General features: G+C 73.3%; 16 protein-coding genes. 6 read left to right on the forward strand and 10 right to left on the reverse strand.

Going from position 1 to position 17,865, the window contains the following annotated elements; all coding sequences use genetic code 11:
* Positions 1–19: 19 nt before the first annotated feature.
* Both ACWCXH_RS31415 and ACWCXH_RS31420 read right to left on the reverse strand, forming a co-directional pair.
* Complete coding sequence (locus ACWCXH_RS31415) at positions 20–472, reverse strand: ATP-binding protein (protein WP_449804884.1); 453 nt, start codon at positions 470–472, stop codon at positions 20–22.
* A 134-nt stretch (positions 473–606) separates the two neighbouring features.
* Positions 607–2,259, reverse strand: a complete 1,653-nt coding sequence (locus ACWCXH_RS31420; RefSeq protein WP_449804885.1) for a CehA/McbA family metallohydrolase — start codon at positions 2,257–2,259, stop codon at positions 607–609.
* 357 nt (positions 2,260–2,616) lie between these two features.
* On the opposite strand from ACWCXH_RS31420, the gene ACWCXH_RS31425 reads away from it, so the two are divergent.
* Complete coding sequence (locus tag ACWCXH_RS31425; RefSeq protein WP_449804886.1) at positions 2,617–3,525, forward strand: polysaccharide deacetylase family protein; 909 nt, start codon at positions 2,617–2,619, stop codon at positions 3,523–3,525.
* Positions 3,526–3,537: 12 nt separating this feature from the next.
* Here ACWCXH_RS31425 and ACWCXH_RS31430 read toward each other — a convergent pair whose 3' ends face one another.
* Both ACWCXH_RS31430 and ACWCXH_RS31435 read right to left on the reverse strand, forming a co-directional pair.
* Entirely contained in the window at positions 3,538–3,921 is a 384-nt protein-coding gene (locus tag ACWCXH_RS31430; protein WP_449804887.1) for a barstar family protein, read from the reverse strand.
* Positions 3,922–4,038: 117 nt separating this feature from the next.
* Positions 4,039–4,692, reverse strand: a complete 654-nt coding sequence (locus tag ACWCXH_RS31435) for a 4'-phosphopantetheinyl transferase family protein (protein ID WP_449804888.1) — start codon at positions 4,690–4,692, stop codon at positions 4,039–4,041.
* A 266-nt stretch (positions 4,693–4,958) separates the two neighbouring features.
* Between ACWCXH_RS31435 and ACWCXH_RS31440 the strand changes: the two genes are divergently transcribed.
* Complete coding sequence (locus ACWCXH_RS31440; protein ID WP_449804889.1) at positions 4,959–5,900, forward strand: phosphatidylinositol-specific phospholipase C; 942 nt, start codon at positions 4,959–4,961, stop codon at positions 5,898–5,900.
* Positions 5,901–5,976: 76 nt separating this feature from the next.
* Here the strand turns inward: ACWCXH_RS31440 and ACWCXH_RS31445 are convergent, their stop codons facing one another.
* Positions 5,977–7,602, reverse strand: a complete 1,626-nt coding sequence (locus ACWCXH_RS31445) for an alpha/beta hydrolase (RefSeq protein ID WP_449804890.1) — start codon at positions 7,600–7,602, stop codon at positions 5,977–5,979.
* A 138-nt stretch (positions 7,603–7,740) separates the two neighbouring features.
* On the opposite strand from ACWCXH_RS31445, the gene ACWCXH_RS31450 reads away from it, so the two are divergent.
* The 4 genes from ACWCXH_RS31450 (at position 7,741) to ACWCXH_RS31465 (ending at position 10,303) form a co-directional block, all read left to right on the forward strand.
* On the forward strand, positions 7,741–8,217 hold the full coding sequence (locus tag ACWCXH_RS31450; RefSeq protein WP_449804902.1) for a flavoprotein: 477 nt from the start codon (positions 7,741–7,743) through the stop codon (positions 8,215–8,217).
* A gap of 621 nt (positions 8,218–8,838) precedes the next feature.
* Positions 8,839–9,150 (forward strand): hypothetical protein, encoded by a 312-nt coding sequence (locus ACWCXH_RS31455; RefSeq protein ID WP_449804891.1) that lies wholly within the window; start codon positions 8,839–8,841, stop codon positions 9,148–9,150.
* Entirely contained in the window at positions 9,147–9,695 is a 549-nt protein-coding gene (locus ACWCXH_RS31460; RefSeq protein WP_449804892.1) for an acyl-CoA thioesterase, read from the forward strand. Before ACWCXH_RS31455 ends, ACWCXH_RS31460 begins: the two co-directional genes overlap by 4 nt.
* Before the next feature lie 212 nt (positions 9,696–9,907).
* Positions 9,908–10,303: a DUF2267 domain-containing protein gene (locus tag ACWCXH_RS31465; protein ID WP_449804893.1), complete on the forward strand. Its 396-nt coding sequence runs from the start codon at positions 9,908–9,910 to the stop codon at positions 10,301–10,303.
* 216 nt (positions 10,304–10,519) lie between these two features.
* Here ACWCXH_RS31465 and ACWCXH_RS31470 read toward each other — a convergent pair whose 3' ends face one another.
* The 5 genes from ACWCXH_RS31470 to ACWCXH_RS31490 form a co-directional block, all read right to left on the reverse strand.
* The gene (locus ACWCXH_RS31470; RefSeq protein ID WP_449804894.1) at positions 10,520–11,470 is read right to left on the reverse strand and encodes an ROK family protein; all 951 of its coding nucleotides are present in this window, start codon (positions 11,468–11,470) and stop codon (positions 10,520–10,522) included.
* 158 nt (positions 11,471–11,628) lie between these two features.
* Positions 11,629–14,670 carry an alpha-mannosidase gene (locus tag ACWCXH_RS31475; protein ID WP_449804895.1) on the reverse strand — a complete coding sequence of 1,014 codons (3,042 nt, stop codon included), beginning with the start codon at positions 14,668–14,670 and terminating at the stop codon, positions 11,629–11,631.
* A 32-nt stretch (positions 14,671–14,702) separates the two neighbouring features.
* On the reverse strand, positions 14,703–15,968 hold the full coding sequence (locus tag ACWCXH_RS31480; RefSeq protein WP_449804896.1) for a glycoside hydrolase 5 family protein: 1,266 nt from the start codon (positions 15,966–15,968) through the stop codon (positions 14,703–14,705).
* A gap of 44 nt (positions 15,969–16,012) precedes the next feature.
* A complete protein-coding gene (locus tag ACWCXH_RS31485) occupies positions 16,013–16,867 on the reverse strand; it encodes a carbohydrate ABC transporter permease (RefSeq protein WP_449804897.1) in 855 nt (284 codons plus the stop codon).
* 6 nt (positions 16,868–16,873) lie between these two features.
* Complete coding sequence (locus ACWCXH_RS31490; RefSeq protein WP_449804898.1) at positions 16,874–17,746, reverse strand: carbohydrate ABC transporter permease; 873 nt, start codon at positions 17,744–17,746, stop codon at positions 16,874–16,876.
* Positions 17,747–17,865 lie beyond the last annotated feature (119 nt).

The raw sequence follows: 17,865 nt of genomic DNA on the forward strand, positions 1-17,865 counted from the left end.
GTGCCGTTCGGGGGCGGGCTCACCAGCCGAGCAGGTGGGTGCCCTCGGTGAGGGCGGAGAGGATCGTTTCGGCGGCGGCTTCGGGGGTGCCGGGGGAGACGGCGTCGAGGGTCACGTAGTGGAGGGCGGCGCCGGTCGTGCGGCTCTCGCGGCGGAAGGTGTCGAGGGCCGGCGGGGCGGTCGGGCACTCGACGACGACCTGGTAGCCGCCGGTGGCGTAGGCGAAGGCGGCCTGGGCGGCGGCGGCCAGGGCGGTCGCGTTCTGGCGCTCGGCCCCCGGGACCTCCGGAGCGAGCCGGCCGCGGCGGATCACGTGCAGGAAGTCGTCCGTCCGCAGGTGGACGCTCGGGTGCAGCTCGTCGGCGAGCAGCGCGGCGACCCGGCTCTGCCCGGCCCCCGACGGGTCGACGAGGACGACGACGCCGCCGGCGCCCCGGCCGAGCTCCGGCCCACCTACGGTCGTACGGTTCACAGCTGCTGATCCCTTCGCGGGCCGGGGACGGTCGGGTAGCCGGGGCGAGGCGGTCGGAGTGTGAGCGGGCCGGTCGGCCCGGATGCGGACAGCCGACCGCCTCGTCCCTACGACTGATGCTTTCGAGGATCAACCTAGTCCACGCGGGTGCCCCGAGTCGTCCCCCACCTGGCCCAGCGGTCCTCCGGGCGCAGCACGATCGGGTTGGTCAGGGCCGCCATCGGGCCCCACGGCAGGTCCTCGCCCATCGTGTTGCCCCGGCCCGGCGTCCCGTCCGCCCGCGGGTGGCGCACCTCGGCCCGGACGTACGCGGCGAGCGAGGCCGTCGTCCGCCACACGACCGTGCCCGAGCCGCCCGCGGGCAGCGACTCCTGGTGCATCTGGCCCTCGTCGGTGAGGAAGCGCACCACCCCGCCCGGCACCCCGGACACCGCGAGCCGCACGTCCAGCGGCGCGTCCGCCGGGGCGCCCAGCTCCTCGCCGATGCCGGCCTGGCGGCCGTTCCCGGTGACGGTGAACTCCAGCTGGACGGCGGCCGATTCGGCGAGCCAGGTGCGCCCCGCGCGCATCCCGTCGAGGACCGCGTCGCGGGTGAGGTCCTCGGCCAGCACCACGTTGTGCGGCAGGCCGATCACCTGCGGGGCGCTGTGCGCGTCGCTGTTGCCCATCGCGGGCAGCCACGACCGGCCGTCCCGGAGGGCGACCGCGAGCTGCGCGTCCCAGGTGTCCACGGCCGACTCGTCGTCGTCCGTCCAGGGCCCGTTCCACACCTCGACCGCGTCCGCCTGCTCGTAGCCGAACTTCCACTGGCACGCGACGTACGGGCAGTACGGGTGCGCGGGCACCACCAGGCCCCCGGAGCGGTGCACCTGGCGGACGAAGCGCGGGAAGGCCTCGTCGCGCGAGCGGTAGCGCCAGTCGACGAACTCGCCCGCCGGGAGGCCGAGGGCCAGCCAGTGGCCGTTGCGGGTGGTGACCTCCTCGCCCGGGACGATCAGCAGGTCCGGGCCGGCCAGCGGGCCCCAGACGGCGTGCGAGGAGCTGGTGTTGTGGTCGGTGGAGACGATGAAGTCCAGACCGGCCGCGCGCGCCCCGGCGGCCACCTCCTCCGGCAGCCGCCGGCCGTCCGAGTGCACGGTGTGCAGGTGGCAGTCGCCGCGGTACCAGGCGCGGCCCCGGCCGCGGGCCCGCTCGGCCGGGAACGACGGGGTGAACTCCCGGCCGGGCTCGCCGAATCGGAGGGTGACCTGGACCTGGTAGTCGAGGCCCTGGGGAGCCACCTGGTACGGGCCGAGCACCACGTGCCACGTGCCCGGGTCGACCGGGCCGGGGAGGTAGCCCGGGGTCGCGGAGTCGCGCGCGATGCGGAACTCCGTGCGGAACCCGCCGGACCAGCCGCGGAAGCCCGGGCCGCCGAGGTCCGTGCCGCGTTCGTCGAAGATGCCGATGTCGCACGAGTTGCCCGGGGTGCCGGCGGGGACCTGGGGCCGGTCGTAGGAGTAGGAGACGACGATCTCGCGGACGCCGCCCGGGACTTCGACGGGGAGGTGGACGAAGTCGGGCGCGCCGGTGGGGAGGTGGCCGGTGAAGGTGAGGGCCCGGTCGGGGGCGCCCTGCGGGGTGTCCGCGGCGGCGGGGGTGGCGCCCGCGACCGCGGCCGCTCCGCCGAGGGCGGTGGCGGCGCCGGTGGCGAGGCCGGTGCGGAGGAGGTCGCGGCGGCCGAACAGGGGGCGGGCGGGGGTGTCCGGTGGTTGGGGGTTCTCGTCGTGCTCGGGGGTGGTGGGCATCGGTGTCTCCGGGGTCGGCGGGTGCGCTCGCTGGGCTCGGCGGTCGCTTCGCGAAACGCGCACCTTTCGATTGGTCGCTCGCTGCGCTCGCTCATGCGCCCACCTCGCTGCGCTCGGCGGTCGCTTCGCGAAACGCGCACCTCTCGATTGGTCGCTCGCTGCGCTCGCTCCCGTCCGTACCCACGTCGGTGAACCCCGGGTGATCCGGGCCCCACCGTGGCGGGGCGGGCCGGTGAAAGGGGACCCGACGGCAGCCGGCGGGCCGTGTCGCTACGGCGGGGGCGGGATGCGGCGGGCGAGGATCGACCGGTTCATGGAAGCAGCCGGTCGGGTGGTCGGATCACCGTGGAGGTTGGCGTGTCACTCAGTCGGCGGGCCCTGCTGGCGGCGATGGCCGGGAGTGCGCTGGCGGGGTGCGGGGCCGCGGAGGGGGGCGCGGGGGCGGCGTCCGCCCTGGTGGGGGCGGGGGCTCCGGCGGGGTCGGTCTCGGCCTTGCCGTCGGTGTCGGTGTCGGCTCCTGCTTCGGCCTCGCCGACGGCCGTCGCCTCCGCCGCGCCCCGGGAGCCGACCAGGGCGGAGGCCGTCGCCCGGTACGGCGGCACGGCGCCGGCGGAGTGGGGGCTGGACGTCGCCGGGGTGGTCGGCGAGCTGCCGGCCGGCCGGCGGGCGACCGCGCTCACGTTCGACGCCTGCGGTGGCACCGGTGGCAGCGGGTACGACGCCGACCTGATCGACTTCCTGCGCGCGCACGGCGTGCCCGCCACGCTCTTCCTCAACGCCCGCTGGATCGACGCCAACCCCGCCGAGTTCGAGCGCCTCGCCGCCGACCCGCTCTTCGAGATCGGCAACCACGGCACCGTCCACCGACCGCTCTCCGTCACCGGCCGGTCCGCCTACGGCATCGCCGGCACCCGCGACGTCGGCGAGGTGTACGACGAGGTCGCCGGCAACGCCCACAAGCTCGCCGAACTGCTCGGCCACCCGCCCCGCTTCTTCCGCTCCGGCACCGCCCACTACGACGACGTCGCCACCCGCGTGGTCGCCGACCTGGGGGAACGCGTCGCGGGCTTCACCGTCAACGGCGACGGCGGGGCCACCCTCACCGCCGCCGAGGTCCGGCGGGAGGTGGCGGCGGCCCCGCCGGGCTCGATCGTCATCGCCCACATGAACCAGCCGGGCGGCGGCACCGCCGGCGGCTTCGCGGCGGCGCTGCCCGGGCTGCTGGCGGCGGGGCGCCGGTTCGTGCGGCTGTCGGAGGTGTTCTGACGGGGATGGTCCTCAGACGAGGCGGAGGCCGCCCGGGAGCTCCTCCTCGATGATCCGCACCAGCCAGTCGAAGACCGTCGGTCCGCGGCCGGCCCGGGCCTCGTCGAGCTCGGCGGCCACGTGCTCGCGGTTGGTGGGGTGGCAGCGGGTCAGGCGGATCTCCAGCTGGCGGACGGTCTCGGGGTAGCCGAGGTTGCGCCGCGACACCTCGTGGTGCTGCCACTCGATCGCGTAGTCACCGTCCTCGGGGGTGCCGAAGCCGCCGCGCAGGCAGTCGGCGAAGGCGTCGAGGTTCCGGCCGAAGTAGCCGCCGCAGCCGATGGATTCGCCCACGACCTTCCAGAAGTCGTCGAGGTTGCCGACCTGGGAGCCATCGAGCACATAAGTCACGGTCACACGGCGAGGATAGTGGGGGATCGCGGATTGGGGGACGGGGGCTTGCGGGGGCGCGGGTGCGCTGGTCGGCTCGGTGGCGTCGGCAGGGCCGTTGCGGCGGGTGGCCGGGCCGGCCGGTCAGGGAGCGACGGCGATGGCGGTGGCGAGCAGGCCGTCGCGGACCGTCCAGCGGCCGTCGAAGCCGTCGATGCGACGGGTGCCGACGGTCGGGCCGGGGACGAGGAGGCGGGCGGTGAAGGTGCCGTCGGGGGAGAGAGTGAGGTCGGCCTCGCCGAAGTCGAGGAAGGTGCCCGTGAGTGGGAACCACGCCTTGTAGACGGACTCCTTGGCGCTGAACAGGATGCGGTCCCACGGGATGCCCGGGTGGGAGGAGAGGAGGGCCTCGATGCGCCGACGCTCGTCGGGGAGGGCGATGACGTCGATGACGCCCTCCGGGAGCGGCAGTGCGGGCTCGGCGTCGACGCCGACCGACGCGAGGTCGCCTGAGCGGGCCACGACGGCGGCACGGAACCCGTCGCAGTGGGTGAGGCTGCCGACGACGCCGTCCGGCCAGCTCGGTGCGCCGAGACGGCCCGGGACGATGGGGCGGTAGGGGACGCCGAGGCGCGCGAGCGCGGCGCGGGCGCAGTGGCGGACGGTGGTGAACTCGCGGCGGCGCTTGTCGACGGCCTTGGCCATGAGCGCCTCCTCGGCCGGCTCCAGCCGGGCCTCCGGCGGGTCGCCGTACGCCACTTCCGCTGCCGCGACGTCCGGCAGCAGGTCCTCGATCACGCGTTCCCCCTCGGTCGGCCGCGCGGGGCCTTGCCGCGCGTTGTCGAGCCTAACGCGCCAAGGGGCACGGGATCCGGGAGTCGGCGATCTCGGGTGGTCGTGCGGTCACGTGTCTTCGCCCCGCCGGCCGCATTCGTCAAGGTTTCCTGCTTGTGTTCACGGCACCGCGGAGGCGCGCGCGGGGACGGGCGGCGTACGGTGAACCCGCTTGCCCACAGCGGGCGTTGGAAAGGATGAGGACATCACCCCCGAGGATGGGAGTACGGATGAGTCCCATGCCCCGCCGCACCGCCCTGAAGGCCGGCGCGGCCGCACTCGCCGCCGGTGCACTGACCACCACCCCCGCCGCCGCGACCGGCCGCGTCCCGCGCGCGTCCGGCGTCAACGACGACGAGTGGATGCGCCACCTCGACGACCGCCTCCCGCTGACCGGTTTGACCATCCCTGGTACCCACGACACCTGCTGCACCGACCCGATGCACGGCACCGAGTGGTCACACACCCAGAACTGGGGCATCCCCGACCAGCTCCGCCGCGGGATCCGCTTCCTGGACATCCGCTGCAACGGACTCGAAGGAACGGCAAGCGAGTTGGGGATCTACCACAGCGACAACTACCAGTACATCCGGCTCCAGGACGTGCTCAACCAGTGCACCTCCTTCCTGAGCGCCCACCCGGGAGAAGTCCTGGTGATGCGGCTGAGGAACGAGTACGCCGGTGGCAATCGGCTGGATCCGGCCGAGTTCCAGCGCCGGTTCACCTACTACATGGACGACTTCGGCTTCCGCCGCTGGTTCTGGACGAACGGGTGGTGGCCCGCCCTGGGCGACGTGCGCGGAAAGATCGTGCCGGCCGCCGACTTCGACAACCCGTGGTCCGTCATCCAGTGGTCCAGCGGCAGCAACTCCTGGTTCGACACCCAGGACCGGTGGGACGGCATGGAGAACTTCCAGAAGGCCAGGCTGGTCACCGCCCAGTTCGACAAGGCCTTCCGAAACCCCGCCTCGAAGCAGATGTTCGCCAACTTCACCAGCTTCGCCGGCGGCCTCGACTTCCCCCGCCACAACGCCCGTTTCATCATGCCCGAGGTCCTCGAGTACCTCGACGCGAGGAAGACCCAGCGGGCCCGCTTCGGTATCGTCCCGATGGACTTCCCCGACCAGTACCCCGGGGTCCTCCGGCTGCTGATCGATAAGAACTTCGTCTGAGACCAAGGCTGTTGACCGTGGACCGACGGGGGCTCGCGCGCCATCGCCCGGTGCCAGGCGATGGCGCACGAGGGGGTCACCGCAGGACGCCGTGGGCGGCCTCCGGGTCGGTGGGCGACAGCGGTGCGGCGGGTGCCGCGCTCTTGGCGGTGAGAGTGGGCGGCGGCGTCACCAGGACGGGGGTCGGATCGGCTTCCGGGGCGCAGGTCTTGGCGATGCGGCCCTTGCCGTCGGGGAGGCTGCCGTCGCGCAGGTAGGCGGTGAAGGTGTCGTCGAGGCACGCGTTGCCGTGGAACAGGATCTCGTGGAAACTGCCGCCGGTCTGCACGACCAGCTTGCTGCCCGGCAGCGCGTCGTGCATCGCGAGGCCGCCCTCGTACGGGGTGGCGGCGTCCTCGGTGGCCTGGAAGAGGAGGACGGGCGGGAGGCCCTTGCCGGTGATCCTCAGGCGGCCGGCCTGGTTGCCCTGGTAGGGCCAGAACATGCAGGCGGCGTTGTACCACATGTTGTTATAGGTGTAGAAGGGCGCTTCGGCGTTGACCTTGGCCTGGTCCTTCTTCCAGAACTCCCAGTCGCGCGGCCACGCGTTCTCCGTGCACTGCGCGGCGTTGTAGGCGGGGAACGTGCCGTCGTCCGAGCCGGGCGCGGCGTACTTGTTGTAGGCGATGTTCAGCGGCCGGGTGTCGTGCTGGTTCAGGTAGGACGACAGGACGGTGGCCATGCGGGGCCAGCGCAGGAAGTTGTAGCCGCCGCCGTAGAAGGTGTCCTCGAACTCGGCCGGGCCGATCTTGCCGGGCGCCGGTGCGGCGTCGGCCGGGTCCTTCCGCAGCGCGTCCTCGACCTGGGCGTACGCCTTCTCGACGGCGGCCGGGTCGGTGCCGAGGTGGTAGACGGAGTCGGCCTTGGCCGTCCAGGCGGCGAAGGCGTCGAAACGGCGCTGGTGCTCCTTGTCCTGCAGGATGTTGTGGTCGTACCAGCTGATGGTCGGGCCGACGATGCTGTCCAGGACCATCCGGCGGACGTGCTTCGGGAAGAGCTGGCCGTACGTCGAGCCGAGCGAGGTGCCCCACGAGCCGCCGTAGAAGTTGATCTTCGGCACTCCCAGGGCGCGCCGGATGCTGTCCATGTCGCGCGCGTTGTCGACCGTCGTCATGTGCGGCAGCAGCCAGGACCAGTCGGCCGCGCAGTCGGCGGCGTACCCGGCGGCCTTCTTGAGCCAGGCCTTCGACGTGCCCTGGCCCACCTGGTAGTCGGGCCGCTCGGCATCGAAGTAGTGGGCGTCGCACACGACGTGGGGGTCGCTGCCGTTGGTGCCGCGCGGGTCGAAGCCGATCCAGTCGTAGGTGGAGGCGACGTCCTGCGGGAGCTGCCCGGAGATGTAGGCGGGCATCCAGAGGCCGGAGTCGCCGGGGCCGCCGGGGTTGAGCAGGATCGGGCCCTGCTGCTTGTCCTTGGGGGCGGTGGCCGGGAGCCGGTTCAGCTTGATCCTGATCTTCCGGCCGTGCGGGTCGGCGTAGTCCACGGGCACGTCGAGCATCGCGCACTGCAGCGCCGGCGTGGTGGTGTCGTTGCAGGAGCTCCAGACGAGCTTGCCCTGGCCGGTGTCTTCGAGGCCGGCGGCGTCGGGCTCGGCCGCGGACGCTGCTCCGCCGAGGGTGGCGACTGCCGCGGCGGCCGAGAGGAGGGCGATGACTTTTCTCATGGGGAGCATGATGTGATATGTGCAATGGTACTGCTAGACGGCTGACGGCACTTTACCAAGGCTTGACTGGCGCGGAGTCGGCGGTGCGGGGCACGGTTCGGGGAGTCGAGTGGCAAGGAGCGCCGGGTGGACAAGCCGATGCTGTACGTGGTCGTGTGCGCGGCCGGAGTCGCGGGCGGGGTGGACGAGTTGATCGCGGCCGCTCAGGAGCGCGGCTGGGACGTCGGGGTGGTCGCGACGCCGCACGCGATGGGGTTCATCGACGAAAGGGCGATCGTCGCGCGGACCGGACACCCCGTCCGCTCGGCCTGGCGCAGGCCGGGCGACCCGCGCCCGCTGCGCGACCCGGACGCCATCGTCGTGGCCCCGGCGACCTTCAACACCATCAACAAGTGGGCCGCCGGCATCTCCGACACGCTCGCCCTCGGCATCCTCTGCGAGTCGTACGGCTGGGGGATCCCGGTGGCCGTCCAGCCGTGCCTCAGCCCGGCGCAGGCGGCGCACCCGGCGTACCCGGAGAGCCTGCGGCGGCTGCGGTCGATGGGAGTGGTGGTCGCGGAGTACGTCCCGGGGGAGTTCGACTGGACCCGGGCGTTGGATCTGCTGGAGCGCTGACGGACGGCGGCGCGTCCGTTCGGCGGGTCCGCGCGGTGCGGGAGCCGCCCGGGCCCGGCACGGTGGGGGCGTGCTGAGGACGACGCTGGTGGGCCTGTGCGCCCTGCTGCTCCGCGCGCCCGTCACCATGGCGCACGCGAGGGACCCCGGGTGGGCGGTGGCCGTCGTCGACCGGGCGTCGCGGCGACGAACCCGGCACCGGACGGTTACTCACCGTCGCCCCCGGTCGCACCGGGCCCTGCGACTGGTGCACCTCCGTCCCCACCCTCCACCGGCCCGGCGTCTCGCGCGTCCTGCGCGGCACCCACCTCTACAAGGCGCGCTGGTGGGACGGGGGTTGGTGACCGCAGGGCCGGCCCCAAGGGTGGCGGAGGGTGGCGAATACACGACCCGCGTCGGCGCGTTCGGCTGATGCGGCATATGGTGCGCTCCGCCAAACTACTCCAATGGTGGTGAGTTTCCCGTCACCGTCCGCAAACCTGTCACGGGCCGTCCGGGCTGGGATAGCGTCCGTTCCGCCCGGGGGTGGTCCGACCGTTCCCTCCGGCGTAATCCGTTGCATTCGACCGGGGCCGGGCCCTGCCCTGCACCGCCCCGACCTCGACTTGTCCAGGAGAAGACATGCGCTATTTCCTTGCCGGGAGCCGGCCCGACGCGGTCGACGATCTGCGTCTCACGGTCGACTCGCTGGCGGCCTTCCCGGCCCGGAACGCGGCCGGCGGCGCCGACGTCACCGAGCGCCTGGCCGCTGTCGCCGAACTCTGCCGCTCGGTCGACGCGGTGCTGGACAGCCTGGTCGTCCAGACCGCCGCCGAGGCCGCCGAAGAGGGCTGGACCGCGGCCCGCATGGCGACCGAACAGGCCGCCTACTACGCCAGGTTGCAGCGGGCGCTGCTCCCCGTCGAGGCCGGCGCCGGGCTGACGCGGCAGTGAGCGCGCTGCACCCGGGCGCGCACGTGCTGGCCTGCCCCACCCGGTGGAGCGACGTCGACGAGAACGGGCACATCAACAACGCCCGGCTGGTCGGCTACGTCCAGGAGGGGATCTACGACCTGTTCCGCCACCACGCCACCGCCGTGCGGGAATCGCTCTTCCCGTCCGGATTCATCATCGCGCGGCACGAGATCGATTACCTGGAACAGTTGCACCACCGGCCCGAGCCGTTGTCCGTCCGGCTCTCCGTGGAACGGCTCGGGCGGAGTTCCGCGCACGTCGTGGTGAAGGTCTGCCGGGAACCGCTGGTCTTTATGCGGGCCCGCACCGTGGTGGTCGCCCGGGACCGCGAATCCGGGCGCTCGCGCGAACTCAGCCAGAACGAGCGGCGTTTTCTCGCCGGGTTCATGCCGGAGTCCGCCCGGCTCGACGCGGTCGCGCCGACCGCGCCGCCGTCCGGGCTGCCGCAGCGGGAGCCGGCCAGGACCGGCGGGCCCGGCCCGGCCCGCCGCACCCGGCGGCGGTGCCGCGCCTCCGCGGCCTGACGGCAGCCCGTTCGCGCGCCGTGCCAGGGTGTGATCGACGACGGCGTCGATCCGCCCGCCCGGCCGCAGTAGGCTGAGCAGCACGGGCACCGGCGCGTTCCGGCCGGTCACCGGCTGCCGCGGTCCGCGGCCGCGTCTCGCCCCGAAGCCTCCGCAGCTGTCGCAGCCGCCGCCGGGCCCCGCCGGTACCCATCGAGCGGAAGGAGGACGCGATGACCATTTCCTGGGAGGACTTCCTCGCCCGCGTCGTCGAGCGCGGGGAGTACCGGGGCCAAGCGGAGGCCGACCACGCCGCCCGCGTCGTGCTCGGGCTGCTCGGCGAGCACCTGGTCGGCGGCGAACGGACCGAACTCGCCGGGATCGTGCCCGGCGCCTACGCCATGCTCCTGCGCGACGCCGCACCGACCGGCGAACCGCTGACCGCCGAGCGCTTCGTCGACGCCGTCGTCGGCTGGATCGACGGGTCCACCCCGGCGACCGCGCAGTGGGACATCGGGGCCGTCCTGAGCACCGTCGCCGACCTCGCGCCCGGGGACCTGATCGACCGTGTGCTCGACCAGCTCCCGGACGGCTACGACCTGCTGTTCGGCCATCCGCTGCCGGCCTGAGCCGGCGCGCCGGTGGTGGCGCGCAACCCGTCCCTGAACGTGCGTTCGGCGGCGTCGAGCGGGGTCCCGCGGGCCTCCTCGTGGTCGAATCCGGCCGCCTGGGCGCGGGTGGGGCGGACCTGGACGGAGAGGGTCTTCGGTGGGCTGCCCGGTGGCAGTGGCCGGGTGGGGTGGTCGCGGGCGGCGCGGGGCGTACGCGCCGCCCGCCGGGCGCGGTCAGCGGCAGAGGGCGGCGGCGCCGATCAGGCCCGCGCCGGTGCCGAGCTCGGCGCGGCGGACGTCGAGGCCGCGGATGTACGGCAGGGCGGCGTAGCGGTCGAGGTGGCGGGCGAGCGGGGCGAACAGCAGGTCCCCGGCGGTGGCCACGCCGCCGCCGACCACCACCCGGTCGAGGTCGACCAGCGCGGCCGTGGCGGCGATGCCGGCCGCCAGGGCCTGGGCCGCGCGGTCGAAGGAGGCGAGGGCGATCGGGTCGCCCGCCCCGGCAGCGGCGGCGACGGCGCGTGCCGAGCGGTCCTCGCCGACGGGCCGCCAGCCCTCGGCGAGCGCGCGGCGGGCGATCGCGGTGCCGCTGGCGATGCCCTCCAGGCAGCCGCGCGAGCCGCACGGGCAGGGCTCGCCGTCCAGGTCGACGGTGATGTGGCCGAGGTGGCCGGCGTTGCCGCTCGGGCCGGGCCGGACGGCGCCGTCGAGCACGAGGCCCGCGCCGACGCCGGTCGACACCACCAGGCACAGCGCGTTCCCGGCACCCCGCGCGGCACCCCGCCAGTGCTCGGCGGCGGCCATCGCGACACCGTCCCCGGCCAGGCGCACCGGCAGGCCGCGGGCGGCCACGGCCGGGTGCGCGCCGACCTCGGCGACGAGGGGGAAGCCGCGCCAGCCGGGGATGTTGACCGGGCTCACGGTGCCGTGGACGAGGTCCACCGGCCCGGCGCTGCCGATGCCCACGGCGGAGACGGCCGCCCAGTCGGGCGAACCGGCCAGCCGGTCCAGCACCCTGCGGACGACGGCGAACACGGCCTCGGCCGACTCCTTGGCAGGGGTGGGCAGTTGGATCCGCTGGTGGAGCCGTCCGTGCTCGTCGACGAGCGCCCCGGCGATCTTCGTCCCGCCGATGTCGACGGCGGCGAACAGCGGGGCGGCGGCGGACGCGGAGGTGAGGGACATCGCGGACGGCTCCATGTGGTGGACGGACGACGATGGCCGCCAGGGGGCGGCGGCGCGCTGGTCAGCGTAACGGGGTGGGCTTTCGGGAGGGTGGGTGGCCGGGAGCGCATCCCTCTCGCCCGGTGGGGGATCGGGGTGCGGGGGATGTCGCGGCCGTGTCAGCCGGCTGCGCTCAGACGCAGCGTGACCAGCTCGAACGGGCGGAGTGCCAGCTCCACCGTGCCGTCGACCACCGTCACGTCGCCGCGGGTTCCGTTCCACGGGCGTTCCAGCAGGTCGCACGGCTGCGCCGCGCTGAGCGGGAAGGACGTGGACAGGCGGCCCCGGGCGCGGCCGCCGTTCGCCTCGTAGACGCGGACGATCAGGTCGCCGCTGCGGTCGTCGGCGAGCTTGACCGCGCTCACCACCAGCGCGTCGTCGTCCAGCGCCACCAGCGGCGCCACCTCCCCCTCGCTTCCCGTGACCCGCCGCTCGGGGAGGCCGATGCGGTAGCCCTCGCGGACGGCGTCGGCGATGGCGGCGCCCGGGACGAGGGCGTGGTGGAAGCGGTGCAGGCCCTGGTCGGTCCTGGGGTCGGGGAAGCGGGGCGCGCGGAGCAGCGAGAAGCGGACGGTGGTGGTCGTGCCGCCGTCGGTGTCGCGCACGGTGCGGGTGACATCGTGGCCGTACGTCGAGGCGGTGACGAGGGCGACGCCCCAGCCGGGTTCGTCGAGGTGGACGAAGCGGTGGTTGCAGGCCTCGAACTTGGCGGCCTCCCAGCTGGTGTTGGTGTGGGTGGGGCGGTGGAGGTGGCCGAACTGGGTCTCGGCGGCGTAGCGCTCGGTGTGGATGTCGAGCGGGAACGCGGCCTTGAGGAACTTCTCGGTCTCGTGCCAGTCGACCTCGGTGTCGATGTCGAGGCGCTGCTCGCCCGCCCGCAGCGTGAGCGTCTGGACGACGGTGGACGAACCGAAGGAGCGCGCGATCCGGACCGAGGCCCGGTCCGCGTCGGCCGCGGCGGTGAGCGCGTCGACGCCGACGAGGTCCGTCCCGGTGTTCCGGTAGAACTGGTCGACGTCCCACGCGTCCCACATGGTGGGGAAGTCGGGGTGCAACTGCAGCAGGTTGGCCCGCGTGCCGGGGGCGACGGTCTCGCGTCCGCTCGCCACCTCGACGACCGACGCGATCAGCCCGTCGCCGTCCACCACGATGTCCAACAGGCCGTTGCGGAGCGTGAATCCGCCCTCGGGCCGCTCCGCGACCGTGCAGCCGCCGTCCGTCGCGGCGGCCGGCGCGGCCCCGCCCGCCGGTACGGCCGAGCGCGCGTGCGGGGCCGCGTTGAAGACCAGCTCCCGCCCGCCGGAAGCGTCCCCGGCGAGGGCCTGCTGGGCCCGTCCGATGAGCGTCTCCAGTTCCTCCGCGAGCGCCGCGTACGTCGCCTCGGCCTCGCGGTGCACCCAGGCGATGGACGAGCCGGGCAGGATGTCGTGGAACTGGTGCAGCAGCACGGTCTTCCAGATCCGGTCCAGCTCCTCGTACGGGTACGCCGAGCCCGTGCGCAACGACGCTGTGGCGCACCAGAGTTCGGCCTCGCGAAGGAGGTTCTCGCTGCGCCGGTTGCCCTGCTTGGTCCTGGCCTGGCTGGTGAGTGTGGCCCGGTGCAGTTCCAGGTAGAGCTCACCGACCCAGACCGGCGGGTCCGGGTACTCGGCCTCGGCCTTCGCGAAGAAGTCGGCCGGGCGCTCCCAGCGGACCGTCGCCGAGCCCTCCAGGTCCTTCAGGCGGGCGGCCTTGGCGACCATCTCGCGGGTCGTGCCCCCGCCGCCGTCGCCCCAGCCGGTCGGCGCGAGCGAGTGCCTGGCCACCCCCTTGTCCTTGAAGTTCCGTGCCGCGTGGGCGATTTCGCTGCCCTTCATCGAGCAGTTGTAGGTGTCCACGGGCGGGAAGTGGGTGAAGATGCGGGTCCCGTCGATGCCCTCCCACAGGAAGGTGTGGTGCGGGAACTTGTTGACCTGGCTCCACGAGATCTTCTGCGTGAGCAGCCACCTGGAGCCCGCGTTGCGGATGATCTGCGGCAGGCCGCCGGTGAAGCCGAAGGTGTCCGGCAACCAGGCCTCGTGGTTCTCCACCCCGAACTCGTCGAGGAAGAAACGCTTGCCGTGGACGAACTGACGGGCCATCGCCTCCGAGCTCGGCATGTTGGTGTCCGACTCGACCCACATGCCGCCGGCCGGTACGAACCGCCCGTCGGCCACGGCCTTGCGCACCCGCGCGTACACCTCGGGGCGGTGCTCCTTGATCCAGGCGTACTGCTGCGCCTGGGACATGGTGTAGCGGAACTCGGGCTCGTCCTCCAGCAGCGCGGTCATGTTGGCGGTGGTGCGGGCCACCTTGCGGACGGTCTCGCGCAGCGGCCAGAGCCAGGCCGAGTCGATGTGCGCGTGGCCGATCGCGCTGATCCGGTGCGCGGACGGCGCGGCGGGCGCGGCCAGCACCCCTTCGAGCTCCGAACGGGCGGCCGCCGCCGTGCCGTTGACGTCCTGGAGGTCGACGGCGTCCAGTGCCCGCTCGACCGCGCGCAGGATCTCCCAGCGCCGGGCGCTCTCGACCGGCAGCTCGGCCATCAGCTCGCCCAGCACCTCGAGGTCGATCACGAGCTGCCACACCGTCTCGTCGAAGACGGCGAGGTCCATCCGGGCGAGCTTGTACTGCGGCTGGTCACCGGCCGTCTCCCGGTCGCCCAACTCGGTGGGCAGGAAGGGGTGGTAGTCCAGGATGACCGGGTTGGACGCCGCCTCGACGTGCAGCAGCACCTGCTCGCCGCCGACCGCCGGGGAGGCGACGCGCACCCACTGGTTCTGCGGGTTGAGCCCCTTCACCGGAGTGCCGTCCGGGTGGTAGGCGAGGCCCTCGCACTGGAAGCCGGGCATGTTGGCGTCGAAGCCGAGGTCGATCAGCGCCTCGACCGTCCGTCCGGCCCACGCCTGCGGCACGGTGCCGGTGACGGTGAGCCAGCTGGTGCCCCACGGTGCTCCCCACGCGTCGCCGACCGCGATCGGGGTGCGCGGCGCGGTGAGGCCCTCGGCGACCGGGACGGGCTCGCCGGGCGCCGTCCAGATGCCGACCTCCAGGGGGACGGACTCGGGATAGACGGCCGGGCGGATGCGCTCGTCGAGGACGCGCTTGAGGCGGGACTCGACCAGGGTGCGGTCATCGTGCATGTCGGCAGGCTCCGTTGCGTCGCTGAGGATGGTCATACAGAACGTACGTCGGCTGGGTGGACTACTTCGGTGATTCCGCGCGCGGCCAGGTGGGCGCGGTCCTCGGCGCGTTCGGCGAGGACGGTGGTCGGCCGGGCGCCCGCCTCGGCGAGGTGCATGAACGCCTCGAACGCGGCGCCGCCGGGCCCGCAGACCGACCGCCGCGGCGCGGTCACCTCGTCGCCGGCGGCGATCACCACCGCCGTCGTCCGCGGCCTGGGCGGCTGCCACGCGCGGCGCGCCTCGTCGGCGGCCTCGGCGAGCCGGGCGCCGGCCGGCTTGACCGTCCGGTCGGTGGTCAACAGGCCCAGGTCGTACTCGAGTTCCGGGAAGTCGGCGAGGGAGCGGTCGACGTCGTGCGAGCACCACCAGGTGACGCCCCACAGGTCGGGGCAGTCCAGGACGGCCTCGACGGTCGCGCCGGTGAAGCGGGCGGCGTCCGCGGGCGCGATGTGCGGGGCGGGCGCGCCGACCTCCTGGAGCCAGACCGGGCGGGCCGGGTCGTCCGCCCAGGCCTTGGCGAGCTCGACCAGGTAGGCGGCGTGCTGCGCGGTCGCGGTGGAGGCGGCGCCGTAGCGCTGGGCGGTGCCGTTGAACACCCAGGAGTGCACGGCCGTTGCGGCGCCGATCCGGGCCGAGTGCCACGGGGTGAACGGGTGCCCGTCGAGGTACCAGGCGGCGTCGTAGGAGGCGTGCAGGTGGAGCCGGCCGGGGGCGCCCTCCTCGCAGGCGGCGAGCATGCGGCGCAGCCAGGCGTCGGCCTGGTCGGGGGTGATCCGGTCGGGGTCGGGGTGCGGGTCGCCGGAGAACTGGTTGATCTCGTTGCCGAGCGTCAGGCCGAGGAAGCCCGGCTTCTCGCGCAGCGCCTCGGCGAGGGTGTGCAGGTAGGCGGCCTGGCCGTCGACGACGTCGGGGTCGGTGAAGATGTTCCGCCGGTGCCAGGTGCGGGTCCAGGAGGGCAGGAAGTCGAAGCTGGACAGGTGGCCCTGGAGCCCGTCCACGGCGACGTCGAGCCCGCGCTCGCCGGCGGCGTCGACGAGCGCGGCGAGCTGCTCGACGGCGCGCGGGCGGATCAGGGTGCGGTTGGGCTGGAAGAGCGGCCAGAGCGGGAAGACCCGGACGTGGTCGAGGCCGAGCGCGGCGATCGAGTCGAGGTCGGCACGGACGGCGTCGAGGTCGAAGTCGAGCCAGTGGTGGAACCAGCCGGCGGTGGGGGTGTAGTTGACGCCGAAGCGGGGGACCTGCGGTTCGGTGGTCATGGCTGCGTGCTTCCTCAACTGGGTCGGGACGTACGGACGGTGGGCTAGCCCTTGACGGCTCCCTCCTCGACGCCCTTGAAGAAGAAGCGCTGGCAGAGGGCGAACACCACGACGATCGGCAGGAAGGCGATCAACGTCCCGGCCGCGATCAGCCGGGGGTTCGCGGAGAACGTGCCGTCGAGGTACTGGAGTCCGACGGTGAGCGTGTACTTCTGCGGGTCGTTGAGCACGATCAGCGGCCAGAGGAAGTCGTCCCAGGCGCCGATGAAGGTGAAGATGACGATCACGCTGAGCATGCCGCGCACGTTCGGCAGGCCGACGTGCCACAGCCGCTGCCGGACGTTGGCGCCGTCGACCAGGGCGGCCTGGTCGAGCTCGGCGGGCACCGCGGCGAACGCGGTGCGCATCAGCAGCACGTTGAGCATCGCGAGCGCCCCGGGCAGCGCGACCCCGACCAGGCTGTCGGCGAGGCCGAGGCTGCGGACGAGCACGTACTGGGAGACGATGGTGACCTCGCCGGGGAGCACGAGCGTGGTGAGGAACAGGCCGAGCACCAGCCTGGCGCCGCGGAACCGCAGCCGGGCGAGCGCGTAGCCGGCCAGGGTGCAGCCGACGACGTTGCCGGCGATGCAGATGGCGGCGACGATCACGGAGTTGAGGGCGTAGGTCCACACCGGGATGGTGCCGGCGACCTTCCCGTAGTTGGCGAAGGTGAGGTCCTCGGGGAGGAAGGCCGGCGTGCGGCTGTAGACGTCCTCGCCCGGTCCCTTGAGGGAGGTGGACAGCTGCCACAGGAACGGGCCGATGACGAGGAGCAGGACGAGGACGAGCAGCACGTAGCGCAGGACCGTCTGCGTGGGTGAGGGAGTGTTGAAACCCCGGAAGCGGCGTGGCGTCATGCGGGTTCAGGCCGCCTTCCGGTTCAGGTGCAGCAGGAGCAGCATCGGGCCGAGGGTGATGACGAACAGCAGCAGGCTGAGCGCGGAGGCGTAGCCGAGGTGGCCGGTGAAGCCGCGGCTGTACATCTGGATCAGCATCACCACCGACATGTCCCGGCCGCCGGGCCCGCCCTGGCCGTTGGAGAGCACGTACAGCTCGGAGAAGACGCGCAGGGCGTTGACCGAGATGAGCACGGAGACCAGCATCATGGTCGGCCGCACGCCCGGGAGGGTGACGTGCCGGAAGCGGTGGAACGGGCTCGCGCCGTCGACGGCGGCGGCCTCGTGGAGCTCGCGCGGCACGTTGGCGAGGGCGGACAGGTAGATGACCATGTAGTAGCCGAGGCCCTTCCACGTGGTCAGGGCGATCGCGCTGAAGAGGAGGAGCCAGCGGTCGGTGAGGAAGGAGACCGGGCCGTCGGCCAGCCCGGTCCGCTGGAGCAGCCCGTTGACGAGGCCGCGGTCGTCCAGCACCCAGCCCCAGATCAGCGCGACCACGACGGCGGAGGCGATGACGGGGGTGTAGAAGGCGGTGCGGAAGAAGGTGATGCCGGGGATCTTCCGCTCGACGAGGAGGGCGAGCAGCAGCGGCAGGACCGTCAGGAGGGGGAGGCAGACCAGCATGAAGACGATGCTGTTGAGCAGGGCGTCGGCGAGCTGCTCGTCGTCGAGGATCCGCGCGTAGTTCTCCAGGCCGGTGAACTGCCCGCCGCCCAGGGGCTTGGCGTCGGTGAAGGAGAGGATCACCGTGTTGACGGCCGGCCAGAGGTTGAAGACGGCCAGCCAGAGTATCGCGGGCCCGGCGAGCAGCCAGGGAGTGAACCAACGCCGGTGGGTCATGCCGATTCCTCCTGGGGCGGGGTGCGAGGTCGTTCCCGGGAGCGGTGGCAGGCGGGTGCCTGCCCGCGATCCCGCCGGCCCCGGCGCCCTCGCCGGCGCGGAATAGCTGAAGCTTGCGG

Source organism: Kitasatospora sp. NPDC001660 (assembly GCF_053596725.1).